Origin of the sequence: Pseudomonas sp. NPDC096925 (genome assembly GCF_044762545.1) — a bacterium.
Lineage (GTDB): Bacteria > Pseudomonadota > Gammaproteobacteria > Pseudomonadales > Pseudomonadaceae > Aquipseudomonas.
This window is the reverse complement of the sequence record NZ_JBIWEM010000009.1, coordinates 1-26,656: the sequence shown is the minus strand read 5'-3', so window position 1 is coordinate 26,656 and position 26,656 is coordinate 1. Positions and strand designations below refer to the sequence as shown.

Sequence of the window (26,656 nt, the reverse complement as noted above, 5' to 3'; positions counted from 1 at the left end):
TTACCCCACTTTCACCATGTGCGGGGCAACACGCTCGCTGCCCTGGTGGTCCAGGTCACGGCTGACCAGCAGCAGCACCTGGGCGGAGGCGTCGGACACCTGGGCCTTGTAGCCGGCGATGGAGCGGGCGAAGACGTTGTAGATGACCACGGCCGGGATCGCGGCGACCAGGCCCAGGGCGGTGGCCAGCAGGGCTTCGGCGATACCCGGGGCAACCACGGCCAGGTTGGTGGTCTGGGTCTTGGCGATGCCGATGAAGCTGTTCATGATGCCCCATACGGTACCGAACAGGCCGACGAACGGCGCAGTGGAGCCGATGGTGGCGAGTACGCCGGTGCCGCTGCTCATGGTACGGCCGCTGGCGTGTACCAGGCGCTCCAGGCGGAAGCTGACGCGCTCCTTGATGCCTTCTTTTTCGCGGGCGTTGGCCGACAGGCGCATCTCTTCGAGGGCGTCGTGGACCAGGGTGTGGGCCAGGGTGCCTTCCTTGTTGGAAACGTCGCTGGCTTCCTTGAGGCTGGCGGATTTCTTCAGCAGGGCGATTTCACCACGCAGGCGGCGCTTGGCGCCCATCAGCTCGAAGCCTTTGGCGATCCAGATGGTCCAGGTGATGATGGAGGCGATGGCCAGGCCGATCATGACTGCCTTCACCACCACGTCGGCGTTCTTGTACATGCCCCATGGGGACAGGTCGTGGGCCATGCCCAGCGAGGTGTCTTCAACCAGGGCTTCGACGCTCGGGTCTACTGCGACCGGGGCATCAGCCGGGGTGGCGGCAACTGCGCCGGCAGCCGGCGCTGCGGCTGGAGCAGCTGGAGCAGTAGCGGCAGCCGGGGTGGCGGCATTGGCGGTTGGCTCATCGGCCATGGCCACCGGGGCCAGCACCAGGCTGAGCGTCAGCGCGGCGATGGCGCGCCAGGCGCGCGACGGGGTTGGCGAAGCGGAAGGTTGAGTACGTGTCATGCTGGCCGGACCTGATGAAGAATAGAGTGAACGTTCTCCAAGGCCTCGAGGTAGGCCGAGAACAATTTGGCGGCCATTATTGCAAGTAATTCTTGTTAACAAAAGTAATCTTGTTGCTTTTTTCGCCTATGGTCTAGCTATCCATCGTGTAGCGTGGGCGGGCTGATCAATTGGTCCAGGGAGTTTAGAGATGTCAGGCCTTTCCGTGATGGTGGTGGGTTGTGGTGATGTAGGCGGGCGTCTTGCCCGGCAAATGCTTGCGCGCGGTTGGCAGGTGTGCGGCCTGCGTCGCTCGATCGGGCAGTTGCCTGCGGGTGTCGTGCCGGTGGCTGCAGACCTGTCCGAGCCCTCCATTCCCGCCGCCTGGCCGCAGCGTGCACCGGACTACCTGGTGTACTGCGTGGCGGCCAGCCAGCACGACGAGGCGGGTTACCAGGCGGCGTATGTTGATGGTTTGCGCCATGTGCTGGCCTGGCTGGCCGAGCGCGGCCAACGCCCACGGCGCCTGCTGTTCGTGTCCAGCAGCAGCGTGTATGCACAGAAGGACGGCGAGTGGATCGAGGAGGGCGCGGCCACCGAGCCTGAAGGCTATTCCGGGCGGTTGATGCTGGAGGCTGAGCGGCTGGCACTGGCCAGTGGCATCCCGGCTAGCGTGGTGCGCCTGACCGGAATCTATGGCCCCGGCCGCGAGTGGCTGCTCAGTCAGGTGCGCCAGGGCTACCGCGTGGCCGAGGAGCCTCCGCTGTATGGCAACCGTATTCATGCCGAGGACGCCGCCAGCCTGTTGGCGTTCCTGTTGCAGGCCGATGCCGATGGCAAGGTGCTGGATGACTGCTACATCGGCGTCGACGACGACCCGGCGCCGCTGGCCGACGTGGTGGCCTGGCTGCGGGCGTACATGGGGGTGACCGAGTGGTCGGATGAGCAGCGGGTGCGGCGTACCGGCAGCAAGCGCTGCAGCAATGCCCGGGCAAGGGCGTTGGGCTGGGCGCCGGTGTATCCGAGTTACAAGGAAGGCTATGCCGCAATCCTGGAAGGCGTGCGCTGAGTCTACCGGCCTCTTCGCGGGTAAACCCGCTCCCACAGGTGCACCGCTGGTTTCAAGCCTGGCGGTGTACCTGTGGGAGCGGGTTTACCCGCGAAGAGGCCAGTGTGTTCGGCCGCTATTCAGCAGGTCTCAGCTGCGCTCCAGCACCCATTGGCGCTTGCCTGCTGCCAGTTCCGGCATTTCATCCGGCTGCGCACGGTTCACCGCCTGGAAAATCTCCAGCTTGTCGCCATCGCGCTTGATGATGAATGGCGCACCACGCTGGTTGCGCTCCAGCCACAGGCTGTCATTGCTGCCACCCATGGTCGCGCAATCACCCGCCAGGCACAGGGCGAAACGGTCTGGCCCCGGCAGGCCGGTGACGTTGCCGGTGTCGCTGAAGCGCACGGTGGCACCTTTGCCCTGGCCTTCGACGACCTTCCAGTCGCCGCCCAGATAGGCCTGGTACAGCGCCTTCTCGAAGCTGCTGCCCAGTGGTGCGTTGGCCGCCGCCGGCGCTTTGGCGCGCACGAAGGTCTGCTTGCTGCCGCTTTGGTCGACAGCCTGCAGTTCGTCGCCATCGAGCGACAGTTGCTCGGTCTGGCCGCCCTGGAAGCTGGCCTGCCATTGCTTGTCGGTGGCGCTCAGCTGGCCGTCGGCCGCTTCGAAACCATTGCTGTAGCTGGCCTGCTGGCTGGCGACGTCGAGCTTCCACTCGAACACCGGGCCGTGCTCATTGAGCGCCTGGCGCAGGCTGCCGCCCTTGACGGCCGCAGTGATGGCGTCCTGGTTGATCCAGGTGCCGTTGAAATCTTCGGGTTTGTGGCTGGCGCAGCCGCCCAGAAGCAGGGCTGCCAGCGCGAAGGGCAGTGCTTGACGCATGACGGGGTAACCTTGCAGAGAAGGGAAGGTGACGGGCAGGGCGCCCGTCACCGGGGCATCATTCGATGACCAGGATGGCGTCCATTTCGACCTGGGCGCCTTTCGGCAGCGCGGCAACGCCGATGGCGGCGCGGGCTGGGTACGGCTGCTCGAAGTAGCGGCCCATCACCTCGTTGACCTTGGCGAAGTGGCTCAGGTCGGTGAGGAAGATGTTCAGCTTGACGATGTCCTTGAACGAACCGCCAGCGGCTTCAGCCACGGCCTTGAGGTTCTCGAACACCTGTACGGTCTGGGCTTCGAAGCCTTCGACCAGCTCCATGGTCTTCGGGTCCAGCGGGATCTGGCCCGACATGTACACGGTGTTGCCGGCCTTGATCGCCTGCGAGTAGGTGCCGATGGCGGCAGGGGCCTTGTCGCTGTTGATGACGGTCTTGCTCATGATGACTCCTTGCGGTTGGCGGACTACGTACGCATGCGGGTGATGCGGACCACACCGGTCAGGGTACGCAGCTTCTTGATCACACGCGCCAGGTGCACGCGGTCGTGCACGCTGACCACCAGTTGGACCACGCTGATACGGCCGTCGCGTTCGTCCATGCTGATCTTCTCGATGTTGCCGTCGGCGGCGTTGACACTGCTGGCCAGCAGGGCAATCAGGCCGCGCTGGTGCTCCAGTTCGACACGCAACTCGACATTGAATTCACCGGTGATGTCCTTGGCCCAGGAGAGCTGTACGCATTTCTCCGGGTTGTGGCGGATTTCACTGATGTTGCGGCAGTTTTCCAGGTGCACGACCATGCCCTTGCCGGCTGACAGGTGGCCGACGATCGGGTCTCCCGGGATCGGCGTGCAGCACTTGGCGTAGCTCAGCACCAGGCCTTCGGTACCGCGGATCGCCAGCGGGCCTTCCGGTGCCGGCAACTGCTCGCCTTCGGCCGACAGCAGGCGGCGCGCGACCACGTAGGCCATGCGGTTGCCCAGGCCGATGTCTTCGAGCAGGTCTTCGATCAGTTCCAGGCGGTACTCGGCGAGAATCGCCTGGATACGCTCCTGGGGGATTCTCTCCAGGCTGCTGTCGAAGCCGGTGAGCACCTTGTTCAGCAGGCGTTCGCCCAGGCTGATGGACTCGGAGCGACGCTGCTGCTTGAGCGCGTGGCGGATGTGCGTGCGCGCCTTGCCGGTAACCACGAAGTTGAGCCAGGCCGGGTTCGGCCGTGCGCCCGGGGCGCTGACGATTTCCACCGTGGAGCCGCTTTGCAGCGGTTCGGACAGCGGCGCCAGGCGGCGGTTGATGCGGCAGGCGATGCAGCTGTTGCCGACGTCGGTGTGCACCGCGTAGGCGAAGTCGACGGCCGTGGAGCCTTTGGGCAGCTCCATGATGCGGCCTTTGGGCGTGAACACGTAGACCTCGTCCGGGAACAGGTCGATCTTCACGCTCTCGATGAATTCCAGCGAGTTGCCGGCACGTTGCTGCAGTTCGAGGATGCCCTTGACCCACTGGCGGGCACGGGCGTGGCTGCCCTTGGGCTGCTCGTCGTCGTTGGACTTGTACAGCCAGTGCGCAGCGATGCCGTTGTTGGCCATCTCTTCCATCTCGCGGGTGCGGATCTGGATTTCGATAGGCACGCCGTGCATGCCGAACAGCGTGGTGTGCAACGACTGGTAGCCGTTGGCCTTGGGGATCGCGATGTAATCCTTGAAGCGACCGGGCAGCGGCTTGTACAGGTTGTGCACGGCGCCGAGCACGCGATAGCAGGTGTCGACCTTGTCGACGACGATGCGGAAGGCGTACACGTCCATGATCTCGTTGAAGGCGCGGCGCTTGCCACGCATCTTCTTGTAGATGCCATAGAGGTGCTTCTGCCGGCCGCTGACCTCGCCCTCGATGCCGTCGGCGGCCAGGCAGTTGGCCAGCGAGTGCTCGATCTTGGCGACGATCTCTTTGCGGTTGCCGCGTGCGCTTTTCACTGCCCGGTGGATCAGTGACGAGCGCATCGGGTGCATGGCCTTGAAGCCGAGGTCCTCGAACTCCACGCGTACGGTGTGCATGCCCAGGCGGTTGGCGATGGGGGCGTAGATCTCGAGGGTTTCCTTGGCGATGCGCCGGCGTTTTTCGCCGGACAGCACCTCCAGGGTGCGCATGTTGTGCAGGCGGTCGGCCAGCTTGACCAGGATCACGCGGATATCGCGGGCCATGGCCATGGCCATTTTCTGGAAGTTCTCGGCCTGCGCCTCGGCCTTGGTCTCGAAGTTCATCTGGGTCAGCTTGCTGACCCCATCGACCAGTTCGGCCACGGTCTCGCCAAACTGCTGGCTGAGGGCTTCCTTGGCGATGCCGGTGTCTTCGATCACGTCGTGCAGCATGGCCGCCATCAGGCTCTGATGGTCCATGTGCATGTCGGCGAGGATGCTGGCCACGGCCAGCGGGTGGGTCACGTAGGGCTCGCCACTGCGGCGGCGCTGCCCGTCGTGGGCCTGTTCGGCGTAGAAATAGGCGCGCCGGACCAGGTTGACCTGTTCCGGGCCAAGATAGGTCGACAGCCGTTCGGCCAAGGCTTCTATACCCGGCATGGGTTCACCTCCTGCCGAGGAAGGGGGCCTTGCGCCGTGCGACTTCGACCTGGCATCAATCAGACAGCCTCGTTGTTCTCGTCCTCGAACGCGGCGAACACCGGATCCTCGGTGACGATCTCTTCAGCGGCGATGAACTCGTTGGTGACGATGCCTTCGGCGATTTCACGCAGGGCAACAACGGTCGGCTTGTCGTTTTCCCACGCAACGCGTGGCTCTTTGCCGCCGGTCGCCAGCTGGCGAGCGCGCTTGGTCGAGAGCATGACCAGCTCAAAGCGGTTATCCACGTGTTCCAGGCAGTCTTCAACAGTTACGCGGGCCATGGTCTTCCTCAGTAGCAATTGCGGTGGGCGTGCAGCCCAATAGTGGGCAGGCGGACTCGATAGTTTAAAAAATCACCAGCCAATAGGGAAGCGCTGTTTTGTCGGGTGGTTACCTTCAAGCCCTGTATTGCCTTCTTCGCGGCTAAAGCCGCTCCCACAGGGACCGCATTGTTCTCAGGTTCATCACCGCACCCTGTGGGTGCGGCTTCAGCCGTGAAAGGGCCGGAACAGACACCCTATCACTTGAGCTTGACGATAACCTCAGAGCATCGCGTCACGCAACCGCGGGGTCAGCTCCTCGAACAGGGTCTGCACCGAGCGCAACGCCCGGCAATCGGGCCGGGTCAGCAGCCACAGCTGGGTGTCGCAACCCGGCAGCGGCCCGCTCAGCGCATCCACCCCGGGCAGCGCGTGCACCATGTAGTCCGGCAACGCCGCCACGCCGAGCCCGGCCGTGACCAGCTGGGCGATGGTCGACATGCCGCTGCACTGGTAGCGCGGGCTCAACCCCGGGTGCTGCTGGTTGCGCCAGACCACCGTGGGGTGGTCCTGCATCGAGTCGTCGGGGGCGATCCACGGCACGCTGGCAGGTGACTCGGCCAGGCGCTCGCGCCACTGCGGTTGGCCGCAGACCACGTAGGAGGTGGACCCCAGGTTGCGGCCCACCAGGTGCTCCGGCGGCGTGTTGGTCAGGCGCAGGGCAATGTCGGCATCGCGCCGGCTGAGGTTGGCGAAGGTGTTGGAGGTGCCCATTTCCAGCGACAAGGCCGGGTAGTTGGGCATGAACTCGGCCAGCGCCGGCAGCAGCAGGCTGTGCATCACCGCTTCGGTACAGGTCAGCCGCACCGTGCCGCTGACCACCTGCTCGCCACTGGTCATGGCGATGCGCGCCGCCTCCAGCGCCTGCTCGGCGCGTTCGGCCTGCTCGGCCAGGGCCTGGGCGGTGTCGGTCGGCAGGTAGCCCTTGCGGCTCTTGACGAACAAGGCGGTGCCCAGCGCCGACTCCAGCCGGCGGATCGAGCGGAACACCGTCGACACGTCGACCTTGAGCAGCTCGGCAGCCTTGGCCAGCGAGCGGCCACGTTCCAGGGCCAGGACCAGGGAAAGGTCGGCATGGGTAATCTGATATTGCATTGGTGCACGCTCTGCTTGCCGAATTGCCAATGTCTGTTGCGTTTTGGCCATTTTATAGTGGAACGGCCCCCGGGAATCAATGCGCCCGGTCGGGTAACCAATCCCCACGATGGGAAAGTGAAAAGAACAACAGCTGCAACCATCGTCGCCCGTGAGGCGCCAGCCGTATCCCCACATCGCCGCAGCAAATCAAAGGATGTACAGCCATGACGTCGGTAACCCCGTGCGCCAGTTCTTCCAGCGAGATGAATGACTTCCTCCAGGCCCATCCGGACACGCAGTACGTCGACCTGCTGATCTCCGACATGAACGGCGTGGTACGTGGCAAGCGCATCGAGCGGGCCAGCCTGCACAAGGTGTACGAGAAGGGCATCAACCTGCCGGCATCGCTGTTCGCCCTGGACATCAACGGTTCCACCGTCGAGAGCACCGGCCTTGGCCTGGACATCGGCGATGCCGACCGCATCTGCTTCCCGATCCCCGGCACGCTGTCGGACGAGCCGTGGCAGAAGCGCCCCACCGCCCAGCTGCTGATGACCATGCACGAGCTGGATGGCCAGCCGTTCTTCGCCGACCCGCGCGAAGTGCTGCGCCAGGTAGTGAGCAAGTTCGACGACCTGGGCCTGGATATCTGCGCCGCGTTCGAGCTGGAGTTCTACCTGATCGACCAGGACAACCTCAACGGTCGCCCGCAGCCGCCGCGCTCGCCGATTTCCGGCAAGCGCCCGCAGTCGACCCAGGTGTACCTGATCGACGACCTCGACGAATATGCCGACTGCCTGCAGGACATGCTCGAAGCGGCCAAGGAGCAGGGCCTTCCCGCCGACGCCATCGTCAAGGAAAGTGCCCCGGCACAGTTCGAGGTCAACCTGCACCATGTGGCCGACCCACTGAAGGCCTGCGACTACGCGATCCTGCTCAAGCGCCTGATCAAGAACGTCGCCTACGACCATGAAATGGACACCACCTTCATGGCCAAGCCCTACCCGGGCCAGGCAGGCAATGGCCTGCACGTGCACATTTCCTTGCTGGACAAGAAAACCGGCAAGAACATCTTTGCCAGTGACGACCCGCTGCAAAGCGATGCGCTGCGCCACGCCATCGGTGGCGTGCTGGAAACCATGCCGGCGTCGATGGCCTTCCTCTGCCCGAACATCAACTCCTACCGCCGCTTCGGTGCGCAGTTCTACGTGCCCAATGCGCCAAGCTGGGGCCTGGACAACCGCACCGTGGCCGTACGCGTGCCCACTGACAGCAGCGACAACGTGCGTCTCGAGCACCGCGTGGCTGGTGCCGACGCCAACCCGTACCTGATGCTCGCGGCGATCCTCGCTGGCGTTCACCACGGCCTGACCAACCAGCTCGAGCCCCAGGCACCGATCGAAGGCAACTCCTACGAACAGCTGGAGCAGAGCCTGCCGAACAACCTGCGCGATGCCCTGCGCGCGCTGGACGACAGCGAAGTCCTCAACCAATACATCAGCCCGGACTACATCGATATCTTCGTGGCCTGCAAGGAAAGCGAACTGGCCGAGTTCGAAGTGTCGATTTCCGACCTCGAGTACAACTGGTACCTGCACACGGTGTAAGCCCATGAGCGCAAATGCGGTCCCCTTGATCGGCGTCAGCGCCTGCCGCCAGCAGGTGGGGAAGAACTCGTCGCACACGGTAGGCGACAAGTATGTCGAGGCGGCCGGCTTTGCCGGCTTGCCACTGATCTTGCCGGCCCGTGACGGGGGCAGCGACACGCAGGCGCTGCTGGCCCGCCTGCACGGCATTGTTTTTACCGGCTCACCTTCAAATATCGAACCGCATCATTACAATGGCGCCCCCAGCGCGGCAGGTACCCGGCACGATCTGGCACGCGATCGCCTGACCCTGCCGCTGCTGCAGGCGGCCATTGCCGCCGGCGTGCCGGTGTTCTGTATCTGCCGTGGCTACCAGGAACTGAACGTGGCCCTGGGCGGCAGCCTGCACCAGCGCGTGCAGGAACTGCCCGGCTACCTTGACCACCGTGAACCTGAGGACGCACCCCTGGAGGTGCAATACGGCCCTCGTCACCCTGTCGGCATCGAGCCTGGCGGGATGTTCGAGCGCCTGGGCCTGGCTGAGCAGTTCGAGGTCAACTCGCTGCACAGCCAGGGCATCGACCGCCTGGCCCCGGGCCTGCGCGTCGAGGCACGGGCCCCGGATGGCCTGATCGAAGCGGTGTCCATGCCTGCGGCGCCGGGCTTTGTGCTCGGCGTGCAGTGGCACCCGGAGTGGCGATTTACCGAAAACCCGGTCTCGCTGCGCCTGTTCCAGGCGTTTCGCGAGGCCTGCATTGCCTACGCAGCACGGGAGGGCGCACGGCAGGAGGCATTCTGAAGTCACCCGAAGGTCTCGGATGACTTGTTCCCGGCAGCAAGCTTTCAATGAGTGAAAGCGGGCCTTGTGCGCAAGGCCTGTGAAAACAATTCCAAAATTTACGGCAAATACTCATGAGCAATTACACAGAAGCCGGCCGCCCACCCGACGTGGCGGCCGACGCGGGCAATACCCAGCGCAGCAAGGGCCTGGCCACAGGCCGGCTGGGCTTGCTGGCCAGCGTGGTGCTGGGCATTTCCACCATCGCCCCGGTCTACACCCTGACCGGCGCCCTTGGCCCGACCGTGCGTGAAGTGGGTGCGCACCTGCCCGCCGTGTTCATCGTCGGCTTCCTGCCGATGCTGCTGGTGGCCTTGGGCTACCGCGAACTGAACTCGGCGGAGCCGGACAGCGGTACTTCGTTTACCTGGTCGGCGCGTGCCTTCGGCCCGATGATCGGCTGGATCGGCGGCTGGGGCCTGGTGGTCGCCACCACCATCGTGTTGTCGAACCTGGCAGGGGTGGCGGTCGATTTCTTCTACCTGTTCCTTGGCCAGATCACCGGCAAGCATGAGCTGGCGGCATTGGCCGACAACCTGCTCATCAACATAACCACTTGTTGCGTGTTCATCGCCTTGGCGGTGTGGATCTGCTGCCGCGGCATGACCACCACCATGACCGTGCAGTACGGCCTGGTGGCCCTGCAGTTGCTGGTGCTGATCGGCTTCGCCTTTGCCGCTTTCGGCGAAACCACCGCGCCGCCACCGCTGGAGTTCGATTTCGCCTGGTTCAACCCGTTCGGCGTCGAGTCGTTCTCGGCTTTTGCCGCCGGGCTGTCGCTGTCGATCTTCATCTTCTGGGGCTGGGACACGTGCCTGACCGTCAGCGAAGAGTCGGTGGGCAGTGAAGAGGTGCCGGGCAAGGCCGCCACCTGGACCGTGATGTTGATTCTCGGCCTGTACCTGTTTACCGCCATCGCCACCCTGCAGTTTGCCGGTATCAGTGAAACTGGCCTGGGCCTGAACAACCCGCGCATCCAGGAAAACGTGTTTGCCCACCTGGCCGGCCCGGTCATGGGGCCGCTGGCGATCCTGATGTCCATCGCCGTGCTGGCCAGCACGGCGGCTTCGCTGCAGTCGACCTTCGTGGCGCCGGCGCGCACCCTGTTGGCCATGGGTTACTACGGCGCGGTACCGCAAAAGTTCGCCAGCGTCTGCCCGCGTTCGCAAACCCCGCGCTACGCCACCATCTGTGCCGGCCTAGCCGCAGGCCTGTTCTACGTGACCATGCGTACCCTGAGCGAGAACGTGCTGGCCGATACCATTACCGCACTGGGCATGATGATCTGCTTCTACTATTCGCTGACCGCGTTCGCCTGCGTCTGGTATTTCCGCCACAGCCTGTTCGACAGCCTGCGCCACTTCATCATGCGCGGCCTGTGCCCGCTGGTGGGTGGGGTGATCTTGTCGGTGATCTTTGCGCGTACCGCCATCGATAGCGCCTCGCCGGACTTTGGCAGTGGCTCGCATGTGGGCGGGCTGGGGCTGGTGTTCGTTATTGCCGCGATCATCTCGGTGCTCGGCATCGCGCTGATGATGCTGTCGCGCATGCGCGCGCCGGCGTACTTCCTGGGGGCTACCCTGCGTCAGCAGGCTACCTTGCCACTGCAGGAATAAAGCTGGGGGCGCTTTGTGCCCCTATCGCGACACAAGGCCGCTCCCACAAAAGCACGGCGTACGCCATCAGATGTGGGAGCGGCCTTGTGTCGCGAAAGGGCCTCGAAGAGGCCCAGGCAATCTTTAGCCGATCATTTGCTTCAGCAACGCCGCATGACGCTGCTGCTGCTTCTTCAACACCAGGCGATTCGAGCGGAACACCGCTTTCAAATCCTCCAGCGCCACGTCGAAATCATCGTTGATGATCACGTAGTCATACTCGTCGTAGTGCACCATCTCGCTGACGGCTTCCTTCATGCGCCCGGCGATGATCTCTTCGCTGTCCTGCCCGCGGCCGTCCAGGCGCTGGCGCAGTGCCTGCTGGCTTGGCGGCAGGATGAACACCGACAACGCCTGCGGCATCAGCTTGCGCACTTGCTGCGCGCCCTGCCAGTCGATTTCCAGGATCAGGTCGTAACCCTGGTCCAGGGTCTGCTGCAGCGCGCTGCGCGAGGTGCCGTAGAAGTTGCCGAACACCTCGGCATGCTCCAGGAAGTCGCCTTGGGCGATCAGCGCCTTGAATTCCTCGTGGACGACGAAGTGGTAGTTCACCCCGTGCTGCTCGCCCGGGCGCATGGCGCGGGTGGTGTGCGAGACCGAGACGCGGATTTGCTGGTCGTCCTTGGTCAGGGCGGTGACCAGGCTGGTCTTGCCGGCGCCCGAAGGAGCCGAAACGATGTAGAGGGTGCCGCTGCTATGGTTCATGGTCGGGGTGGCCTTACTCGATGTTCTGTACTTGTTCACGCATCTGTTCGATCAATACCTTCAGGTTGACCGCCGCTTGCGTGCTGCGTGGGTCGAAGGCCTTGGAGCCGAGGGTGTTGGCCTCGCGGTTGAGTTCCTGCATCAGGAAGTCCAGGCGCCGGCCGGCGGCACCGCCACCCTTGAGCACTCGGCGCACTTCGGTGACGTGGGTGCTGAGACGGTCGAGTTCCTCGGCCACGTCGCTCTTCTGGGCCAGCAGCACCATCTCCTGCTCCAGGCGTTGCGGGTCGAGTTCGGCCTGCATGTCGCCGAAGCGGTCGAGGATCTTCTGCCGCTGCGCCGCCAGCATCTGCGGCACCAGGGCGCGCAGGGTGGTGACTTCGCTGGCCATGTTGTCCAGGCGCTCGTTGATCAGCCGGGCCAGTTCCTGGCCTTCACGCTGGCGCCCGGCCTTGAGCTCGGCCAGCGCTTCATCGAACAGCGCCATGGCTTCGCTATTCAGTGCCTGCGGGTCGCTGGCGTCGGCTACCAGCACGCCAGGCCAGGACAGCACCTCCAGCGGGTTCAGGGGGGCCGGCTGCTTGATCAGGCCGGCCACTTCCTCGGCGGCGGCAACCAGCTGTGCGGCGCGCTCGCGGTCCACCTTCAGTGGTTTGCCGTTGCTGTCTTCGTTGAGGCGCAAGGTGCATTCCACCTTGCCCCGCGACAGGCCCTGGCGCAGGCCTTCACGCACGGCGCCTTCGAGGTCGCGCAGGGCCTCGGGCAGGCGCAGGTGCGGTTCCAGGTAACGGTGGTTGACCGAGCGCAGCTCCCAGACCAGGGTGCCTTGGCTGCCGGCGCGCTCGACACGAGCAAAAGCGGTCATGCTGTGCACCATGGGGAGTACCTCGCGTAGATGAATGAACGGTGGGAGCCTCTCGGCTGCAAGGCGCAGGATTGTAGCGCAGTGGGGCCTTGGCGCCCAATCCACCCATGTTACCGACGGGTGGCCTGGCCGGTAGGAAAAGGCGACGGGCAGTGCCGGGCGCGACAATAGGCATGTCTTCCCCGGGCTGCGGGCTCTATAATGCTCGGCAGATTCAAAGTCCCAGTACAGGTATCCCAGATGAAACGTCCAAGTGGTCGCGCCGCCGATCAGCTCCGCTCGATCCGCATCACCCGCAACTACACCAAGCACGCCGAAGGGTCGGTACTGGTCGAGTTCGGTGACACCAAGGTCATCTGCACGGTCAGCGTGGAAAACGGTGTGCCACGCTTCCTCAAAGGCCAGGGCCAAGGCTGGCTGACCGCCGAATACGGCATGCTGCCGCGCTCCACCGGCGAGCGTAACCAACGTGAAGCCAGCCGTGGCAAGCAGGGTGGGCGCACCCTGGAAATCCAGCGCCTGATCGGCCGTTCGCTGCGCGCCGCGCTGGACATGAGCAAGCTCGGTGACATCACTCTGTACGTCGACTGCGACGTGATCCAGGCCGATGGTGGCACCCGCACTGCGTCCATCACCGGTGCCATGGTCGCCCTGTGCGACGCCCTGGCGGTGATCAAGAAGCGCGGTGGCCTGAAGGCCGGCAACCCGCTCAAGCACATGATCGCCGCCGTGTCGGTGGGCATGTACCAGGGCGAAGCGGTGCTCGACCTGGACTACCTGGAAGACTCCGCCGCCGAAACCGACCTGAACGTGGTCATGACCAGCGCCGGTGGTTTCATCGAAGTGCAGGGTACTGCCGAGGGCGCGCCGTTCCAGCCTGAAGACTTCAACGCCATGCTCGCCCTGGCACAGAAGGGCATGAGCGAGATCTTCGAACTGCAGCAGGCGGCACTGGCCGACTGAACCCAGCCAGGGAGGTGCGGGGCATGAGCGAATCGAACCTGTCGATCACCCCGCCCAATGCCGAAATCCGGCAATGGGCGATGTTCTGCCACCTCTCCGCGCTGCTGGGCCTGGTGGTGCCGCTCGGGCACCTGCTGGGCCCGCTGGTGCTGTGGCACCTCAAGCGCGAGCAAGACCCTTTCATCGACGCCCAGGGCAAAGAGGCGCTGAACTTTCAGATCAGCGTGACCATTGCCGGGTTCATCTGCTTCCTGCTGATGTTCGTGTTCATCGGGCTGGTGCTGTTCGCCATGCTGATGGTCGCGGTGATGATCCTGATCATCATTGCGGCGGTGCGGGCGAATGAGGGCAAGCCTTATCGCTACCCGATGATCTGGCGACCGATCAAATAGCAATTGGGGCCGCAGAGCGGCCCCAATTGCGTTTAGATGGTCAACGTCCAGTCATAGTCGACGATCAGCGGCGCATGCTGGGAGAAGCGCGGCTGACGCGGCAGACGGGCGTTACGCACGAAGCGGCGCAGGCCCGGGGTTAGGATCTGGTAGTCGAACCGGTAGCCCAGGTTGAGCATCTCGGCCTGCTCGTTGTCCGGCCACCAGCTGTACTGGTCGCCTTCACGGCTGACTTCGCGCAGGGCATCGACGTAACCCATCTCGCCAGTGATCGCATCCATCCAGGCGCGCTCCGGCGCCAGGAAACCCGGCGACTGCTGGCTGTCACGCCAGTTCTTGATGTCGAGCTTCTGCTGCGCCACGTAGAACGAGCCGCAGTAGATGTATTCGCGACGCTTGCGACGCTGTTTGTCCAGGTATTTGGCGAAGTCGTCCATCAACTTGAACTTCTGGTTCAAGTCTTCGTCGCCGTTCATACCCGAAGGCAGCAGCAGGCTGGCAATACTGACTTTGTCGAAATCTGCTTGCAGGTAACGCCCGTAGCGGTCGGCTGTCTCGAAGCCCAGGCCGGTGATGACTGCCTTGGGCTGCATGCGCGAATACAGGGCCACACCACCTTGGGCAGGCACCTCCGCGTCGCAGGCATAAAGGAAATAGCCATCGAGCTGGAAAGCTGGGTCATCGAGTTCAAAGGCCGAGGCGCGGGTATCCTGAAGGCAGATGACGTCGGCATTCTGGGCTTGCAGCCAGCTGAGCAAACCACGCTCGGCCGCAGCCTGAATGCCATTTACGTTCACACTGATGATCCGCATAAATGGCCCCAAAAATCTCGTGCGTGTATGATACCCGAGCTCAAACCATTTAGCTAAATCCGTGGTGTCCGGGACTATCCATGCAGCCGTATCAGCGCGACTTCATCCGTTTTGCCATCGATCGCGGGGTACTGCGTTTCGGTGAATTCACCCTGAAATCGGGGCGTACCAGCCCGTATTTCTTCAATGCCGGCCTGTTCAACACCGGTTCCGCCCTGGCCGAACTGGGGCGCTGCTATGCCGCAGCCATCGTCGACAGCAAGATCCCGTTCGATGTGCTGTTCGGCCCGGCCTACAAGGGTATCCCGCTGGCAGCGACGACTGCCGTGGCCCTTGCCGATCAGCATCAGCTCGACGTGCCATGGTGCTTCAACCGCAAGGAAGCCAAGGATCACGGCGAAGGCGGCAGCCTGGTCGGTGCACCGCTGGCCGGTGACGTGCTGATCATCGACGACGTGATCACCGCCGGTACCGCCATTCGTGAGGTCATGCAGATCATCAATGCCCAGCAGGCCAAGGCCGCCGGCGTGCTGATCGCGCTGAACCGCGAAGAGCGTGGCAATGGCGAGCTGTCGGCGATCCAGGAAGTGGAGCGCGACTTCGGTATCCCGGTGGTCAGCATCGTTTCGCTGACCCAGGTGCTGGAGTTCCTGGCCGATGACCCGCAGCTGAAGCAGCATCTGCCGGCTGTCGAGGCTTACCGGGCGCAGTACGGTATCTGATTCGAGGCCCGGAAATGAAAAAGGCGACCTTCGCATGAGGGTCGCCTTTTTTGTTTCGCCTGTTCCGGCCTCTTCGCGGGTAAACCCGCTCCCACAGGATCTCCACAGCCCTCAAAGGCGGTGCTGTACCTGTGGGAGCGGGTTTACCCGCGAAGAGGCCGGAACAGGTTGACGATCAGCGCTGCTTGCGGTTGGTAATCAGGGTACCCACACCGCTGTCGGTGAAGATCTCCAGCAGTACCGCATTCGGCACACGGCCGTCGATGATGTGCGAGCTGTTCACACCGCCCTGCACCGCATCCAGCGCGCACTTGATCTTCGGCAGCATGCCGCCGTAGATGGTGCCGTCGGCGATCAGTTCGTTGACCTGCTCGGTGGTCAGGCCGGTCAGCACCTCGCCCTGCTTGTCCATCAGGCCGGCGATGTTGGTCAGCAGCATCAGCTTCTCGGCCTTCAGCGCCTCGGCTACCTTGCCCGCCACCAGGTCGGCGTTGATGTTGTACGACTCACCGTTGGCACCCACGCCGATCGGCGCGATCACCGGGATGAAGTCGCCCTTCACCAGCATGTTCAGCAGGTCGGTGTTCACGCTCACCACTTCGCCCACGTGGCCGATGTCGATGATTTCCGGGGTGGTCATCTCGGGTGTCTGGCGGCTGACGGTCAGCTTGCGGGCGCGGATCAGCTCCGCGTCCTTGCCGGTCAGGCCGATGGCGCTGCCGCCGTGGCGGTTGATCAGGTTGACGATGTCCTTGTTGACCTGGCCACCCAGCACCATCTCCACCACGTCCATGGTCGCCGAGTCGGTGACGCGCATGCCGTCGATGAAGTGGCTTTCGATCGACAGGCGCTTGAGCAGGTCGCCGATCTGCGGGCCACCACCGTGGACCACCACCGGGTTGATGCCCACAGCCTTCATCAGCACGATGTCACGGGCGAAGCCGGTCTTGAGCTCCTCGCTCTCCATCGCGTTGCCGCCGTACTTGATCACCAGGGTCTTGCCGACAAAGCGGCGGATGTAAGGCAGTGCTTCGGACAAAACCTCGGCTACATGGGAAGCGGCATCGCGATCGAGGGTCATGCAGGGCTCCTGTAAGGAACAGATAGTCGGTCAGAACGGCAGTTGCAGCTCAGGCTCAACCCGCAGCAACTGAGTACGGAAAACATCCTTGATACGTTGCAATTCGGCGTCGCTGTCGGCCTCGAAGCGCAGCACCAGCACCGGGGTGGTGTTGGAGGCGCGAACCAGGCCCCAGCCGTGGGCATAATCCACCCGCACACCATCGATGGTGGTCAGGTTGGCGTCGCCCCAGTCGGCGTCGCGTTGCAGTGCATCAATGATGCTGAATTTACCCTCGTCGGTCACATCAATATTGATTTCCGGCGTGGAAATATCGTTCGGGAAGGCGGCAAACAGGTTTTCGGCGCTTTGCCCGGTCTTGCTGAGGATCTCCAGCAGGCGCGCGGCGCTGTAGATGCCGTCGTCGAAACCGTACCAGCGTTCCTTGATGAAGATGTGACCGCTCATCTCGCCGGCCAGCAGCGAGCCAGTCTGTTTCATCTTCTTCTTGATCAGCGAGTGTCCGGTCTTCCACATCAGCGCGCGGCCGCCGTGCTGCTCGATCAGCGGGGTCAGGCGGCGGGTGCATTTGACGTCGAAGATGATTTCGGCGCCCGGGTTGCGCGACAGCACGTCCTGGGCAAACAGCATCAGCAGGCGGTCGGGGTAGACGATGCTGCCGGTGTTGGTCACCACGCCGACGCGGTCGCCGTCACCGTCGAAGGCCAGGCCGATGTCGGCGCCGGTTTCCTTGACCTTGGCGATCAGGTCTTCGAGGTTTTCCGGCTTGCCCGGGTCCGGGTGGTGGTTGGGGAAGTTGCCATCGACCTCGCAGAACAGCGGGATCACTTCGCAGCCCAAGGCTTCGATCAGTTGCGGCGCAACCACGCCAGCGGCGCCATTGCCGCAGTCCACCACCACCTTGAGCTTCCTGGCCAGCTTCACGTCGCCGACAATCTGCTGGAAGTAGCGGTCGAGGATCTCGACCTTTTCTACGCGGCCTTCGGCGCGGGTCAGGTTGTTGGTTTTCAGGCGGGTCAGCAGCGCCTGGATCTGTTCGTTGGCCAGGGTATCGCCGGCGATGACGATCTTGAAGCCGTTGTAGTCCGACGGGTTGTGGCTACCGGTCAGCATCACACCCGACTTGCCGGCCAGCACGTTGGCTGCGTAGTACAGCGCCGGGGTAGGCACCAGGCCGACGTCGCTGACCTGGCAGCCGGCATCGACCAGGCCCTTGATCAGCTGTTCGACCAGCATCGGGCCGGACAGGCGGCCATCGCGGCCGACCGAAACCTGCGGTTCGCCCTGGGCCAGGCTTTGCGCGCCGATGGCGCGGCCGATCCAGTAGGCGGTTTCGGCGTGAAGGGTTTTGCCGACCACGCCGCGAATGTCATACGCGCGGAAAATGCTGTCTGGCAGTGCGGCGGGGACCAGGTGGGCCATGTCGTTCATCTCTGGAAGCTCCATTAGTCAAAGGCTTTCTGGGCAGGCGCAAACTGAACGCTTGGACGGTGGTTTCGCCAGAGAGTTCGCCATCCTTGGCCTGAACGGTCATTTCTCGGCTCAGTGGCTGCCGGAATGGCCGAAGCCGCCAGCGCCGCGCTGGCTTTCATCGAACGCTTCGACGATGTCGAAATGGGCCTGTACCACCGGTACCAGCACCAGCTGGGCGATGCGCTCGCCGACAGCGATGGTGAACGGGGTGTTGCCGCGGTTCCAGCACGACACCATCAACTCGCCCTGGTAGTCCGAGTCGATCAGCCCGACCAGGTTGCCCAGCACGATGCCGTGCTTATGGCCCAGGCCCGAGCGCGGCAGGATCACCGCCGCCAGGCCCGGGTCGCCGATGTAGATCGACAGGCCGGTGGGAATCAGCAGGGTCTGGCCTGGCTCGAGGACGGTGTCCTCCTTGAGCAGGGCGCGCAGGTCCAGGCCGGCGGAGCCGGGGGTGGCGTACTGCGGCAGGGGGAATTCGGTGCCCAGGCGTGGGTCGAGGATCTTGGCTTGAAGAGCGTGCATGTAACTTATTGAACCTGATTGAGCCGTTCGGCGATGAAGGCGACCAGTTGCCGGGCGATCTTGCCCTTGCTGGTCTGCGCGAAGAGGGTCTGGTGCTGCTGGCGGTCGATCACGGTCAAGGCGTTTTCTTCGCTGTTGAAGCCGATGCTGGGGTTGGCCACATCATTGGCGACGATCAGGTCGAGGTTCTTGTCCTTGAGCTTGCGCGTGGCGTAATCGAGCAAGTGTTCGGTTTCGGCGGCGAAGCCGACGCTGAACGGGCGGTCGGCGCGGCCAGCGAGGGTGGCAAGGATATCGGGATTGCGCACCATCTGCAGCAGCATGCCGTCGCCGGTCGTAGGATCTTTCTTCAGTTTTTGCGTGGCAACGACTTCCGGGCGGTAGTCCGCGACCGCCGCCGAGGCGATGAACAGGTCGCACGGCATGGCCGCTTCACAGGCTGCGAGCATGTCCCGCGCGCTGACCACGTCGATACGGCTGACCCGGTCGGGGGTCGGCAGGTGCACAGGGCCGGTGACGAGGGTGACCCTAGCCCCGGCTTCGGCGGCCGCTTCGGCCAGGGCGAAGCCCATCTTGCCGGAGCTATGATTGGTGATGTAGCGCACCGGGTCGATGTTTTCCTGGGTCGGGCCGGCGGTGATCAGCACGTGCTTGCCGGTCAGGGCCTGGCGCTTGAAGCTTTCCGCGGCACACCAGGCCAGGTCGGTGGCTTCGAGCATGCGGCCCAGGCCGACGTCGCCACAGGCCTGGCTGCCGGACGCCGGGCCGAACACCTGGATGCCACGGCTCTTGAGCAGTTCGAGGTTGGCCTGGGTGGCCGGGTCGCGCCACATGGCCTGGTTCATGGCCGGGGCCACGGCGACGGTAGCGTCGGTGGCCAGTACCAGGGTGGTCAGCAGGTCGTCGGCCATGCCTTGGGCCATGCGCGCCATGAGGTCGGCGGTGGCCGGGGCGATCAGCACCAGATCGGCCCACTTGGCCAGTTCGATATGGCCCATGGCCGCTTCGGCGGCAGGGTCGAGCAGGTCCATGTGCACCGGGTGGCCCGACAGCGCCTGCAGGGTCAGCGGGGTGATGAACTCTGCACCACCACGGGTCATGACGACGCGCACCTGCGCGCCGTGCTCCAGGAGTCGGCGAATCAGTTCGGCGCTTTTGTAGGCGGCAATGCCGCCACCCACGCCGAGAACGATGCGCTTGCGATACAGCCGCTGCATAGGCTTGCCTTTTTCCAGTGAGAGCGGGCGGCGACGTTTGGGAATGCCTGCGGCAGAACGTCGCATGTACGAGGCGAAATAGATTAACACAGGGCCGAAATGGGCCGCAGCAAGGGCAGAGGGGCGGGATGAATATCAGGGAGTGGCCGGCTGAAGAGCGGCCGAGGGAGAAGTTGTTGCAGCGTGGGGTCGGAAGCCTGACGGATACGGAATTGCTTGCTGTATTTCTCGGCTCAGGTGTGCGTGGGCGCAATGTCGTGGAACTGGCGCGAGGTCTGCTCGTGAAGTTCGGGGGCTTGCGCCAGTTGCTGGAGGCCGACCGTGAGGCCTTCGTCGGTGAGCTTGGTTTGGGCCCGGTGAGGTACAGCCAGTTGCAGGCGCTGCTGGAGATCGGGCGCAGGCACCTTGCAACTTCGATTGAGCGTGAATCTGCGATGGACAGCCCGGGAACGGTGAGGCGCTATCTGAAAGCGATGCTGCGACATGAAGTCAGCGAGGTGTTCGGATGTCTCTTTCTCGATACCAAGCACAGGCCGTTGGCGTTTGAAATCCTCTTCCGAGGCACGATAGATCGGGCCAGCGTCTACCCACGGGAAGTGGTGCGGCGGGCATTGCTGCATAACGCAGCGGCCTTGATCCTGTGCCACAACCACCCCTCAGGCAACAGTGAGCCCAGCCAGGACGATGTGCATTTGACCCTGTCGCTGAAGCGGGGGCTGGCGTTGATCGATGTGCGGGTGCTGGATCACATCATCATCGGTGACGGGGAGCCGCTGTCGATGGTCGAGCATGGGTGGATTGTGGCCTGAGGAAAAACTGGGAGCCTTGTGCTGCCAGTACCGGCCCTTTCGCGGGTGAACCCGCTCCCACAGGGATGGTGCCATGTTCAAAGTTGGCGCGTTCCCTGTGGGAGCGGGTTTACCCGCGAAGAGGCCGGCGCGGGCTTACTTGGTCACTGACACCTTGCTGAAATCCAGCCGCCCGAACGGGCTCACCTGGTACCCCTCGACCCCTTGGCGCAGCAGGGCCGCCGCCGTCGGGTGCGCCAGCGGCACCCACAGCGCCTGCTGCTGAATCAGGGTTTGCGCCTGCTGGTAAAGCCGGCTGCGCACGCTCTGGTCGTTGGTGGTACGCCCGGCGCTGATCAACTGGTCCAGGCGGCTGTCGCAGAAACGTGCGAAGTTGGTCCCCGACTGCACCGCGGCGCAGGAAAACTGCGGGCTGAGGAAGTTGTCCGGGTCGCCGTTGTCACCCGCCCAGCCCATGAACAGCAGGTCATGCTCGCCCGCCTTGGCGCGGCGGATCAGCTCGCCCCACTCGATCACGCGGATCTCGGCCTTGATGCCAATCTTGGCCAGGTCGGCCTGCAGCATCTGCGCACCGAGGCTGGGGTTGGGGTTGAGCAGGCTGCCCGACGGGCGGGTCCAGATCGTGGTGCTGAAGCCTTGGGCCAGGCCAGCCTTGGTCAGCAGGGCCTTGGCTTTCTTCAGGTCCAGCGGGTAGCCGGGCAAGTCCTTGGCGTAGCTCCAGGTGTTGGGCGGGTAGGGGCCGTTGGCGGCTACCGCGGAGTCTTCGAACACGGCCTTCAGATAAGCCTGCCTGTCGAAGGCCAGGTTGATGGCCTGGCGCACTTCCGGCTTGTCCAGCGGTGGGTGCTGGCTGTTGATGGCGACGAAGGCGGTCATGAAGGCCGGGGTGGTGACCACCTTGAGGTTGCCGTCCTTGCCGGCTTCGGCAATGTCCAGCGGCTTGGGCGACAACGCGACCTGGCACTCGCCGCGCTTGAGTTTCTGCAGGCGCACGTTGGCATCGGTGGTGATGGCGAAGATCAGCGGGTCGACCGCCGGCTTGCCGGCGAAGTAGTCAGGGTTGGCGCGGTAGCGCACCAAGGCGTCCTTCTGGAAGCGCTGGAAGATGAACGGCCCGGTACCGACCGGCTGGCTGTTGAGCTTCTCCGGCGTGCCGGCCTTGAGCAGTTTGTCGGCGTACTCGGCGGAGTAGATCGAGGCAAAGCCCATGCTCAGCGTGGCCAGGAACGTGGCGTCCGGGTGGTTGAGGGTGAAACGCACGGTGTTCGGTGCGGGCGCCTCGATCGCCTTGATCAGGCTGCCCAGTTGCAGCGACTGGGCATGCGGGTAACCGCCCGGTGCGGTCTTGTGCCAGGCATGGGCGGGGTAGAGCATGCGCTGGAAGCTGAACAGCACATCGTCGGCGTTCAGGGCGCGGCTTGGCTTGAAGTAGGCGGTGGTGTGGAATTTCACGTCATCGCGCAGGGTAAAGTCGTAGATCAGGCCATCGGCCGATACCGTCCAGCTGGCCGCCAGGCTCGGCACCACCTTGCCTTGCGCCGCGTCGAACTCCACCAGCCGGTTCATCAGCACATCGGCCGTGGCGTTGGTGGTGGTCAGCGAGTTGTACTGCACCACGTCGAAGCCTTCGGGGCTGGCCTCGCTGCAGACGCTCAGCGGGGCGGCCTGGGCAACGCCGGCGGCGAACAGGGCGCCTGCGGCGAACAAGGAGTTGAACAATAAGGAAAGGGCGGCAGCACGCATAGTGGCTCCTTGGCTGTCAGTGGCCCATCTGCCAGTGCAGTCTGGAAAAGGCCTACCCTAGTGTGCCCGTCGGGAAATGGCCACACCCTTTTTTACAAAATTGGCGACGAGCGGTCGACGGCTGACGGGGCCTGCCGCTATGCTGGCCGGGCGCGTCGAGGCTCGTGTCAATATTCATCTAATGTTGTTGCGGCCGAGTCTTTCTGGTATAAAGCAGCGCTCTTTTCTAGGGGCTCGGCCTGTCGCATCAGCGAATGCGGCCGATAAGACCTCCAGAATCACGGCGCCCAGGCGCCAAAGACTGAGAGATTAAGCGGCCAACCCATGCCGGGTTGGGCATGTGGTTTTAGAGGGCTGAGTCATGTCGAGAGTCTGTCAAGTTACTGGTAAGGGTCCAGTAACCGGGAACAACATTTCCCACGCAAACAACAAAACCCGTCGTCGTTTCCTGCCGAACCTGCAGCACCACCGTTTCTGGGTTGAATCCGAGAAGCGTTTCGTGCGTCTGCGCGTATCTGCCAAAGGCATGCGCGTCATTGACAAGCGTGGTATCGACGTAGTGCTGGCCGAGCTGCGCGCTCGCGGCGAAAAGTTCTAAGGAGAACGTCATGCGTGAATTGATCCGTCTGGTTTCGAGTGCTGGCACTGGCCACTTCTACACCACCGACAAGAACAAGCGCACCACTCCGGACAAAATCGAGATCAAGAAATATGATCCGGTTGTTCGCAAGCACGTGGTGTACAAGGAAGCCAAGATCAAGTAATTGATCGGCGACCTGAAAAAACCCGCATCCGAAAGGACGCGGGTTTTTTTATGCCTGTGCTGGCCTCTTCGCGGGCAAACCCGCTCCCACAGGTGCATCACAAGCCTTTAGGGCGGTGAAATCCTTGTGGGAGCAGAGGCCGGCACAGCCTCAAATCATTTCTGCTCGAACATCACATAGATCTTGCGGCAAGGTTCCAGCACCTCCCAGGTGCCCTTGAACCCCGCCGGAATGACAAACCGGTCACCGGCACGCAAAGTCTTGGCCCCACCGTCCTGGTCGCGCAGCACCGAAACACCCTGGACGATCTCGCAGTACTCATGCTCGGTGTAGTTCACCGTCCATTGCCCCACCTCGCCTTCCCACACGCCCGCGGCAAACTGCCCGCACGGGCTGGAATAATGGTTGTAGACCGCCTGGTCGGGCTCGCCCTTGAGGATTTTTTCCGCCGCCGGGCGGTAGCGTTCGGCCTCGGTAATGACCTGTGCGAAGTCGATGATGCTGTCGATGCTCATGGTGCGGCTCCTGTTGTTGTTTAATAAAATGCACATCAGTAGGCTTTTGAGCCTTCTGTGTCAAATATATTGATAGTTTACCCGGGCTGGTTTAGGGTATCGCTTGCCAGTGTGCGCTCGTCGCCCACCAGAATTCTGACAACGCCTGTGAGTCCTCAGTGCGGCGTTGCACCTAAACAAGAGGAGGAGTTTCGTATGACCACCCTGACTCGTGCGGACTGGGAACAACGTGCCCAGCAACTGAAGATCGAAGGCCGTGCCTTCATCAACGGCGAATACACCGATGCCGCATCCGGTGAAACCTTCGAGTGCCTGAGCCCGGTCGACGGACGCTTCCTGGCCAAGGTTGCCAGCTGTGACCTGGCCGATGCCAACCGCGCTGTGGAAAACGCCCTCGCCACCTTCAACTCCGGCGTGTGGTCGCAGCTGGCACCGGCCAAGCGCAAGGCCAAGCTGATCCGCTTCGCCGACCTGCTGCGCAAGAACGTCGAAGAGCTGGCACTGCTGGAAACCCTGGACATGGGCAAGCCGATCGGTGACTCCTCCAGCATCGACATCCCGGGCGCGGCCAATGCCATCCACTGGACTGCCGAAGCCATCGACAAGGTCTACGACGAAGTCGCCCCGACCCCGCATGACCAGCTCGGCCTGGTCACCCGTGAAGCAGTGGGTGTGGTCGGTGCCATCGTACCGTGGAACTTCCCGCTGCTGATGGCCTGCTGGAAGCTTGGCCCGGCCCTGGCCACCGGTAACTCGGTAGTGCTCAAGCCGTCCGAAAAATCGCCGCTGACTGCCATTCGCATCGCCCAGCTGGCCATCGAAGCCGGTATCCCGGCTGGCGTGCTGAACGTGCTGCCAGGCTACGGCCACACCGTGGGCAAGGCACTGGCCCTGCACATGGACGTCGACACCCTGGTGTTCACCGGTTCGACCAAGATCGCCAAGCAGCTGATGATCTATGCTGGCGAATCGAACATGAAGCGCATCTGGCTGGAAGCCGGTGGCAAGAGCCCGAACATCGTCTTCGCCGACGCCCCGGACCTGCAAGCTGCTGCCGAGGCTGCCGCCAGCGCCATCGCCTTCAACCAGGGCGAAGTGTGCACCGCAGGCTCGCGCCTGCTGGTCGAGCGTTCGATCAAGGACAAGTTCCTGCCAATGGTGGTCGAGGCCCTGAAAGGCTGGAAGCCAGGCAACCCGCTGGACCCACAGACCACTGTCGGTGCCCTGGTCGACACCCAGCAGATGAACACCGTGCTGTCGTACATCGAAGCCGGCCACAAGGACGGCGCCAAGCTGCTGGCCGGTGGCAAGCGCACCCTGGAAGAGACCGGCGGCACCTATGTCGAGCCGACCATCTTCGACGGCGTGACCAACGCCATGCGCATTGCCCAGGAAGAAATCTTCGGCCCAGTGCTGTCGGTGATCGCCTTCGACACCGCTGAAGAGGCCGTCGCCATTGCCAACGACACGCCGTATGGCCTGGCCGCTGGCATCTGGACCTCGGACATCTCCAAGGCCCACAAGACCGCCCGTGCCGTGCGCGCTGGCAGCGTCTGGGTCAACCAGTACGACGGCGGCGACATGACCGCGCCGTTCGGTGGCTTCAAGCAGTCGGGCAACGGCCGTGACAAGTCGCTGCATGCGCTGGAGAAGTACACCGAGCTGAAGGCGACCTGGATCAAGCTGTAATCCCAGGGGGCCGCTTTGCGGCCCATTCGCGGCACAAGGCCGCTCCTACAGGGGCATGCGTTTCCCTGTAGGGGCGGCCTTGTGCCGCGAATGGGCTGCAAAGCAGCCCCAAGAACTCAAGAGGTCAAGGATGCGTTGGGGGACCTACTTCGCCGTACTGGCATCGGTGCTCAGTGTCGGGCTGGCGCTGGGCGTGAGCATGCCGCTGGTGTCCCTGCGTCTGGAAGCCTGGGGCTATGGCAGCTTCGCTATCGGCGTAATGGCCGCGATGCCGGCGCTGGGTGTGCTGGCAGGTGCCAGCCTGGCCAGCCGCCTGGCCGGCTGGGTCGGTGTGCCCTCGGCCATGCGCATATGCCTGTGGGGCGGCGCGCTGTCGATCGGCCTGGTGGCACTGCTGCCCAGCTACCCATTGTGGCTGCTGTTGCGGCTGATGATCGGCATGTCCCTGACCGTGGTGTTCATCCTCGGCGAAAGCTGGATCAACCAACTGGTGGTCGAGCAATGGCGTGGCCGCTTGGTGGCGCTGTATGGCAGCAGCTATGCCCTCAGCCAGCTGGCCGGCCCGCTGGTGCTGGGCTTTCTCGGCTCGGATGACGACTTCGGCTTCTGGGCCGCGACCGGCCTGCTGCTGGTGGCGCCGCTGATTCTCCTTGGGCGTGGTGGTGCGCCCAGTACAGAGGCCTGCAGCGTCACCTTCGGCGACCTGTTCGCCTTCTGCCGGCGTTTGCCGGTGATCGCCTGGGCCATTGCCCTGTTCGCCTCGTTCGAGGCGATGATCCTGACCTTGTTGCCGGTGTACTGCCTGCAGCAGGGCTTCAGCACCGAAATCGCCCTGTTCATGGTCAGTACCGTGGTGGTGGGCGACGCAGTGCTGCAGCTGCCCATTGGTGCGCTGGCCGACCATATGTCGCGGCGCACCCTGTTCACCGGCTGCGCGGTGACCTTGCTGTTGTCCAGCCTGGCGATTCCGCTGTTGTTGCACACGCCGGCGATCTGGCCGTTGTGGGTGTTGTTCGGCGCCAGTGCGGGGGGCTTGTTCACCTTGTCGCTGGTGCTGATCGGCGAGCGCTACCGCGATGATGAGCTGGTGCGGGCCAATGCCCATGTGGCGCAACTGTGGGGCATTGGCTGCCTGCTCGGGCCGTTGTTGGCGGGGGCGGGGGGCCAGTGGATCAGCGGGCATGCGTTGCCGTTGCTGATGGCTGCGGGGGCTGCGGGGTTGGTGGTATTGACCCGGAGGCGCGGGGCCTTCGAGCCTGCTTCTGCCTGATGGATTTTTGGGGCCGCTTTGCGGCCCATCGCGACGCAAGGCCGCTCCCACATTTTGAACTGCGCCCCTGATGTTGGACAAAAATCCAACCTCAGGGGCGTTTCACATGAGCAAGCACACCAGACAGTTCAAGCTTTCCGCCATCCAGGC

Annotated in this window: 26 protein-coding genes and 1 pseudogene; 12 read left to right on the top strand and 15 right to left on the bottom strand. The window is 63.6% G+C overall.

Going from position 1 to position 26,656, the window contains the following annotated elements; translation table 11 throughout:
* Positions 1–963 carry a tonB-system energizer ExbB gene (gene exbB / locus ACIQYU_RS22135; protein ID WP_207831328.1) on the bottom strand — a complete coding sequence of 321 codons (963 nt, stop codon included), beginning with the start codon at positions 961–963 and terminating at the stop codon, positions 1–3.
* Between the two features lie 190 nt (positions 964–1,153).
* On the opposite strand from exbB, the gene ACIQYU_RS22130 reads away from it, so the two are divergent.
* Complete coding sequence (locus tag ACIQYU_RS22130; protein WP_241106098.1) at positions 1,154–2,011, top strand: SDR family oxidoreductase; 858 nt, start codon at positions 1,154–1,156, stop codon at positions 2,009–2,011.
* 129 nt (positions 2,012–2,140) lie between these two features.
* Here ACIQYU_RS22130 and ACIQYU_RS22125 read toward each other — a convergent pair whose 3' ends face one another.
* The 5 genes from ACIQYU_RS22125 to ACIQYU_RS22105 form a co-directional block, all read right to left on the bottom strand.
* On the bottom strand, positions 2,141–2,872 hold the full coding sequence (locus ACIQYU_RS22125; protein WP_063912237.1) for a hypothetical protein: 732 nt from the start codon (positions 2,870–2,872) through the stop codon (positions 2,141–2,143).
* Positions 2,873–2,930: 58 nt separating this feature from the next.
* On the bottom strand, positions 2,931–3,311 hold the full coding sequence (locus ACIQYU_RS22120) for a RidA family protein (protein ID WP_009684531.1): 381 nt from the start codon (positions 3,309–3,311) through the stop codon (positions 2,931–2,933).
* A gap of 23 nt (positions 3,312–3,334) precedes the next feature.
* Positions 3,335–5,443 (bottom strand): bifunctional GTP diphosphokinase/guanosine-3',5'-bis pyrophosphate 3'-pyrophosphohydrolase, encoded by a 2,109-nt coding sequence (spoT, locus tag ACIQYU_RS22115; RefSeq protein ID WP_207831324.1) that lies wholly within the window; start codon positions 5,441–5,443, stop codon positions 3,335–3,337.
* Positions 5,444–5,502: 59 nt separating this feature from the next.
* Positions 5,503–5,766 (bottom strand): DNA-directed RNA polymerase subunit omega, encoded by a 264-nt coding sequence (gene rpoZ / locus ACIQYU_RS22110; RefSeq protein WP_003253383.1) that lies wholly within the window; start codon positions 5,764–5,766, stop codon positions 5,503–5,505.
* 261 nt (positions 5,767–6,027) lie between these two features.
* On the bottom strand, positions 6,028–6,900 hold the full coding sequence (locus ACIQYU_RS22105) for a LysR family transcriptional regulator (protein ID WP_013974798.1): 873 nt from the start codon (positions 6,898–6,900) through the stop codon (positions 6,028–6,030).
* Positions 6,901–7,106: 206 nt separating this feature from the next.
* Here ACIQYU_RS22105 and ACIQYU_RS22100 point away from each other — a divergent pair, with 206 nt between their 5' ends.
* From ACIQYU_RS22100 to ACIQYU_RS22090, 3 genes are all read left to right on the top strand, one after another.
* Positions 7,107–8,489, top strand: coding sequence for a glutamine synthetase family protein (locus ACIQYU_RS22100; RefSeq protein ID WP_402802217.1), 1,383 nt, complete (start codon positions 7,107–7,109; stop codon positions 8,487–8,489).
* A 4-nt stretch (positions 8,490–8,493) separates the two neighbouring features.
* Positions 8,494–9,267: a gamma-glutamyl-gamma-aminobutyrate hydrolase family protein gene (locus tag ACIQYU_RS22095; protein ID WP_063912235.1), complete on the top strand. Its 774-nt coding sequence runs from the start codon at positions 8,494–8,496 to the stop codon at positions 9,265–9,267.
* 113 nt (positions 9,268–9,380) lie between these two features.
* Positions 9,381–10,922, top strand: a complete 1,542-nt coding sequence (locus ACIQYU_RS22090) for an APC family permease (RefSeq protein ID WP_063912234.1) — start codon at positions 9,381–9,383, stop codon at positions 10,920–10,922.
* Positions 10,923–11,045: 123 nt separating this feature from the next.
* Here ACIQYU_RS22090 and gmk read toward each other — a convergent pair whose 3' ends face one another.
* Both gmk and ACIQYU_RS22080 read right to left on the bottom strand, forming a co-directional pair.
* Positions 11,046–11,666, bottom strand: a complete 621-nt coding sequence (gmk, locus tag ACIQYU_RS22085; RefSeq protein WP_207831319.1) for a guanylate kinase — start codon at positions 11,664–11,666, stop codon at positions 11,046–11,048.
* Positions 11,667–11,679: 13 nt separating this feature from the next.
* Entirely contained in the window at positions 11,680–12,543 is an 864-nt protein-coding gene (locus ACIQYU_RS22080) for a YicC/YloC family endoribonuclease (RefSeq protein ID WP_063912232.1), read from the bottom strand.
* 228 nt (positions 12,544–12,771) lie between these two features.
* Here ACIQYU_RS22080 and rph point away from each other — a divergent pair, with 228 nt between their 5' ends.
* Together rph and ACIQYU_RS22070 are read left to right on the top strand one after the other, a co-directional pair.
* Positions 12,772–13,494 (top strand): ribonuclease PH, encoded by a 723-nt coding sequence (gene rph / locus ACIQYU_RS22075; RefSeq protein WP_013974792.1) that lies wholly within the window; start codon positions 12,772–12,774, stop codon positions 13,492–13,494.
* A gap of 23 nt (positions 13,495–13,517) precedes the next feature.
* Positions 13,518–13,886 (top strand): DUF4870 domain-containing protein, encoded by a 369-nt coding sequence (locus ACIQYU_RS22070; RefSeq protein WP_003258195.1) that lies wholly within the window; start codon positions 13,518–13,520, stop codon positions 13,884–13,886.
* A 32-nt stretch (positions 13,887–13,918) separates the two neighbouring features.
* On the opposite strand, the gene ACIQYU_RS22065 is transcribed toward ACIQYU_RS22070, so the two are convergent.
* Entirely contained in the window at positions 13,919–14,698 is a 780-nt protein-coding gene (locus ACIQYU_RS22065) for an exodeoxyribonuclease III (protein ID WP_003253401.1), read from the bottom strand.
* 80 nt (positions 14,699–14,778) lie between these two features.
* On the opposite strand from ACIQYU_RS22065, the gene pyrE reads away from it, so the two are divergent.
* The gene (gene pyrE, locus ACIQYU_RS22060) at positions 14,779–15,420 is read left to right on the top strand and encodes an orotate phosphoribosyltransferase (RefSeq protein WP_003253405.1); all 642 of its coding nucleotides are present in this window, start codon (positions 14,779–14,781) and stop codon (positions 15,418–15,420) included.
* Between the two features lie 175 nt (positions 15,421–15,595).
* Here pyrE and argB read toward each other — a convergent pair whose 3' ends face one another.
* From argB to coaBC, 4 genes and pseudogenes are all read right to left on the bottom strand, one after another.
* Positions 15,596–16,501: an acetylglutamate kinase gene (gene argB / locus ACIQYU_RS22055; protein WP_003258198.1), complete on the bottom strand. Its 906-nt coding sequence runs from the start codon at positions 16,499–16,501 to the stop codon at positions 15,596–15,598.
* Positions 16,502–16,531: 30 nt separating this feature from the next.
* A pseudogene (locus tag ACIQYU_RS22050) lies at positions 16,532–17,899 on the bottom strand (phosphomannomutase/phosphoglucomutase); the annotation flags it as partial.
* Between the two features lie 144 nt (positions 17,900–18,043).
* Complete coding sequence (dut, locus tag ACIQYU_RS22045; RefSeq protein WP_015272329.1) at positions 18,044–18,499, bottom strand: dUTP diphosphatase; 456 nt, start codon at positions 18,497–18,499, stop codon at positions 18,044–18,046.
* A 5-nt stretch (positions 18,500–18,504) separates the two neighbouring features.
* On the bottom strand, positions 18,505–19,716 hold the full coding sequence (coaBC, locus tag ACIQYU_RS22040) for a bifunctional phosphopantothenoylcysteine decarboxylase/phosphopantothenate--cysteine ligase CoaBC (protein WP_012274821.1): 1,212 nt from the start codon (positions 19,714–19,716) through the stop codon (positions 18,505–18,507).
* 128 nt (positions 19,717–19,844) lie between these two features.
* Between coaBC and radC the strand changes: the two genes are divergently transcribed.
* Positions 19,845–20,525 carry a DNA repair protein RadC gene (gene radC, locus ACIQYU_RS22035; RefSeq protein ID WP_241106097.1) on the top strand — a complete coding sequence of 227 codons (681 nt, stop codon included), beginning with the start codon at positions 19,845–19,847 and terminating at the stop codon, positions 20,523–20,525.
* 135 nt (positions 20,526–20,660) lie between these two features.
* Here radC and ACIQYU_RS22030 read toward each other — a convergent pair whose 3' ends face one another.
* Positions 20,661–22,268, bottom strand: a complete 1,608-nt coding sequence (locus tag ACIQYU_RS22030) for an ABC transporter substrate-binding protein (protein WP_207831313.1) — start codon at positions 22,266–22,268, stop codon at positions 20,661–20,663.
* A 361-nt stretch (positions 22,269–22,629) separates the two neighbouring features.
* On the opposite strand from ACIQYU_RS22030, the gene rpmB reads away from it, so the two are divergent.
* Both rpmB and rpmG read left to right on the top strand, forming a co-directional pair.
* Positions 22,630–22,866, top strand: a complete 237-nt coding sequence (gene rpmB / locus ACIQYU_RS22025; RefSeq protein WP_003258972.1) for a 50S ribosomal protein L28 — start codon at positions 22,630–22,632, stop codon at positions 22,864–22,866.
* Positions 22,867–22,876: 10 nt separating this feature from the next.
* The gene (gene rpmG, locus ACIQYU_RS22020; protein ID WP_003253507.1) at positions 22,877–23,032 is read left to right on the top strand and encodes a 50S ribosomal protein L33; all 156 of its coding nucleotides are present in this window, start codon (positions 22,877–22,879) and stop codon (positions 23,030–23,032) included.
* Between the two features lie 155 nt (positions 23,033–23,187).
* Here rpmG and ACIQYU_RS22015 read toward each other — a convergent pair whose 3' ends face one another.
* Positions 23,188–23,547: a cupin domain-containing protein gene (locus ACIQYU_RS22015; RefSeq protein WP_003258971.1), complete on the bottom strand. Its 360-nt coding sequence runs from the start codon at positions 23,545–23,547 to the stop codon at positions 23,188–23,190.
* A 195-nt stretch (positions 23,548–23,742) separates the two neighbouring features.
* On the opposite strand from ACIQYU_RS22015, the gene ACIQYU_RS22010 reads away from it, so the two are divergent.
* Together ACIQYU_RS22010 and ACIQYU_RS22005 are read left to right on the top strand one after the other, a co-directional pair.
* Positions 23,743–25,236: an aldehyde dehydrogenase gene (locus ACIQYU_RS22010; protein WP_402802207.1), complete on the top strand. Its 1,494-nt coding sequence runs from the start codon at positions 23,743–23,745 to the stop codon at positions 25,234–25,236.
* Between the two features lie 130 nt (positions 25,237–25,366).
* The gene (locus ACIQYU_RS22005; protein ID WP_284381973.1) at positions 25,367–26,506 is read left to right on the top strand and encodes an MFS transporter; all 1,140 of its coding nucleotides are present in this window, start codon (positions 25,367–25,369) and stop codon (positions 26,504–26,506) included.
* The last annotated feature ends 150 nt before the right edge of the window (positions 26,507–26,656 follow it).

Excerpts from the sequence above, each read along its gene's own strand:
- ACIQYU_RS22005 (WP_284381973.1), top strand. The coding sequence starts at position 25,367 with ATGCGTTGGGGGACCTACTTCGCCGTACTGGCATCGGTGCTCAGTGTC.
- argB (WP_003258198.1), bottom strand. The coding sequence starts at position 16,501 with ATGACCCTCGATCGCGATGCCGCTTCCCATGTAGCCGAGGTTTTGTCC.
- ACIQYU_RS22090 (WP_063912234.1), top strand. The coding sequence starts at position 9,381 with ATGAGCAATTACACAGAAGCCGGCCGCCCACCCGACGTGGCGGCCGAC.
- ACIQYU_RS22125 (WP_063912237.1), bottom strand. The coding sequence starts at position 2,872 with ATGCGTCAAGCACTGCCCTTCGCGCTGGCAGCCCTGCTTCTGGGCGGC.
- ACIQYU_RS22080 (WP_063912232.1), bottom strand. The coding sequence starts at position 12,543 with ATGGTGCACAGCATGACCGCTTTTGCTCGTGTCGAGCGCGCCGGCAGC.
- rpoZ (WP_003253383.1), bottom strand. The coding sequence starts at position 5,766 with ATGGCCCGCGTAACTGTTGAAGACTGCCTGGAACACGTGGATAACCGC.
- rpmG (WP_003253507.1), top strand. The coding sequence starts at position 22,877 with ATGCGTGAATTGATCCGTCTGGTTTCGAGTGCTGGCACTGGCCACTTC.
- pyrE (WP_003253405.1), top strand. The coding sequence starts at position 14,779 with ATGCAGCCGTATCAGCGCGACTTCATCCGTTTTGCCATCGATCGCGGG.
- ACIQYU_RS22030 (WP_207831313.1), bottom strand. The coding sequence starts at position 22,268 with ATGCGTGCTGCCGCCCTTTCCTTATTGTTCAACTCCTTGTTCGCCGCA.
- ACIQYU_RS22100 (WP_402802217.1), top strand. The coding sequence starts at position 7,107 with ATGACGTCGGTAACCCCGTGCGCCAGTTCTTCCAGCGAGATGAATGAC.
- ACIQYU_RS22105 (WP_013974798.1), bottom strand. The coding sequence starts at position 6,900 with ATGCAATATCAGATTACCCATGCCGACCTTTCCCTGGTCCTGGCCCTG.
- exbB (WP_207831328.1), bottom strand. The coding sequence starts at position 963 with ATGACACGTACTCAACCTTCCGCTTCGCCAACCCCGTCGCGCGCCTGG.
- ACIQYU_RS22120 (WP_009684531.1), bottom strand. The coding sequence starts at position 3,311 with ATGAGCAAGACCGTCATCAACAGCGACAAGGCCCCTGCCGCCATCGGC.
- radC (WP_241106097.1), top strand. The coding sequence starts at position 19,845 with ATGAATATCAGGGAGTGGCCGGCTGAAGAGCGGCCGAGGGAGAAGTTG.
- dut (WP_015272329.1), bottom strand. The coding sequence starts at position 18,499 with ATGCACGCTCTTCAAGCCAAGATCCTCGACCCACGCCTGGGCACCGAA.
- gmk (WP_207831319.1), bottom strand. The coding sequence starts at position 11,666 with ATGAACCATAGCAGCGGCACCCTCTACATCGTTTCGGCTCCTTCGGGC.
- ACIQYU_RS22010 (WP_402802207.1), top strand. The coding sequence starts at position 23,743 with ATGACCACCCTGACTCGTGCGGACTGGGAACAACGTGCCCAGCAACTG.
- ACIQYU_RS22130 (WP_241106098.1), top strand. The coding sequence starts at position 1,154 with ATGTCAGGCCTTTCCGTGATGGTGGTGGGTTGTGGTGATGTAGGCGGG.
- ACIQYU_RS22095 (WP_063912235.1), top strand. The coding sequence starts at position 8,494 with ATGAGCGCAAATGCGGTCCCCTTGATCGGCGTCAGCGCCTGCCGCCAG.
- rpmB (WP_003258972.1), top strand. The coding sequence starts at position 22,630 with ATGTCGAGAGTCTGTCAAGTTACTGGTAAGGGTCCAGTAACCGGGAAC.
- ACIQYU_RS22015 (WP_003258971.1), bottom strand. The coding sequence starts at position 23,547 with ATGAGCATCGACAGCATCATCGACTTCGCACAGGTCATTACCGAGGCC.
- ACIQYU_RS22065 (WP_003253401.1), bottom strand. The coding sequence starts at position 14,698 with ATGCGGATCATCAGTGTGAACGTAAATGGCATTCAGGCTGCGGCCGAG.
- spoT (WP_207831324.1), bottom strand. The coding sequence starts at position 5,443 with ATGCCGGGTATAGAAGCCTTGGCCGAACGGCTGTCGACCTATCTTGGC.
- coaBC (WP_012274821.1), bottom strand. The coding sequence starts at position 19,716 with ATGCAGCGGCTGTATCGCAAGCGCATCGTTCTCGGCGTGGGTGGCGGC.
- rph (WP_013974792.1), top strand. The coding sequence starts at position 12,772 with ATGAAACGTCCAAGTGGTCGCGCCGCCGATCAGCTCCGCTCGATCCGC.
- ACIQYU_RS22070 (WP_003258195.1), top strand. The coding sequence starts at position 13,518 with ATGAGCGAATCGAACCTGTCGATCACCCCGCCCAATGCCGAAATCCGG.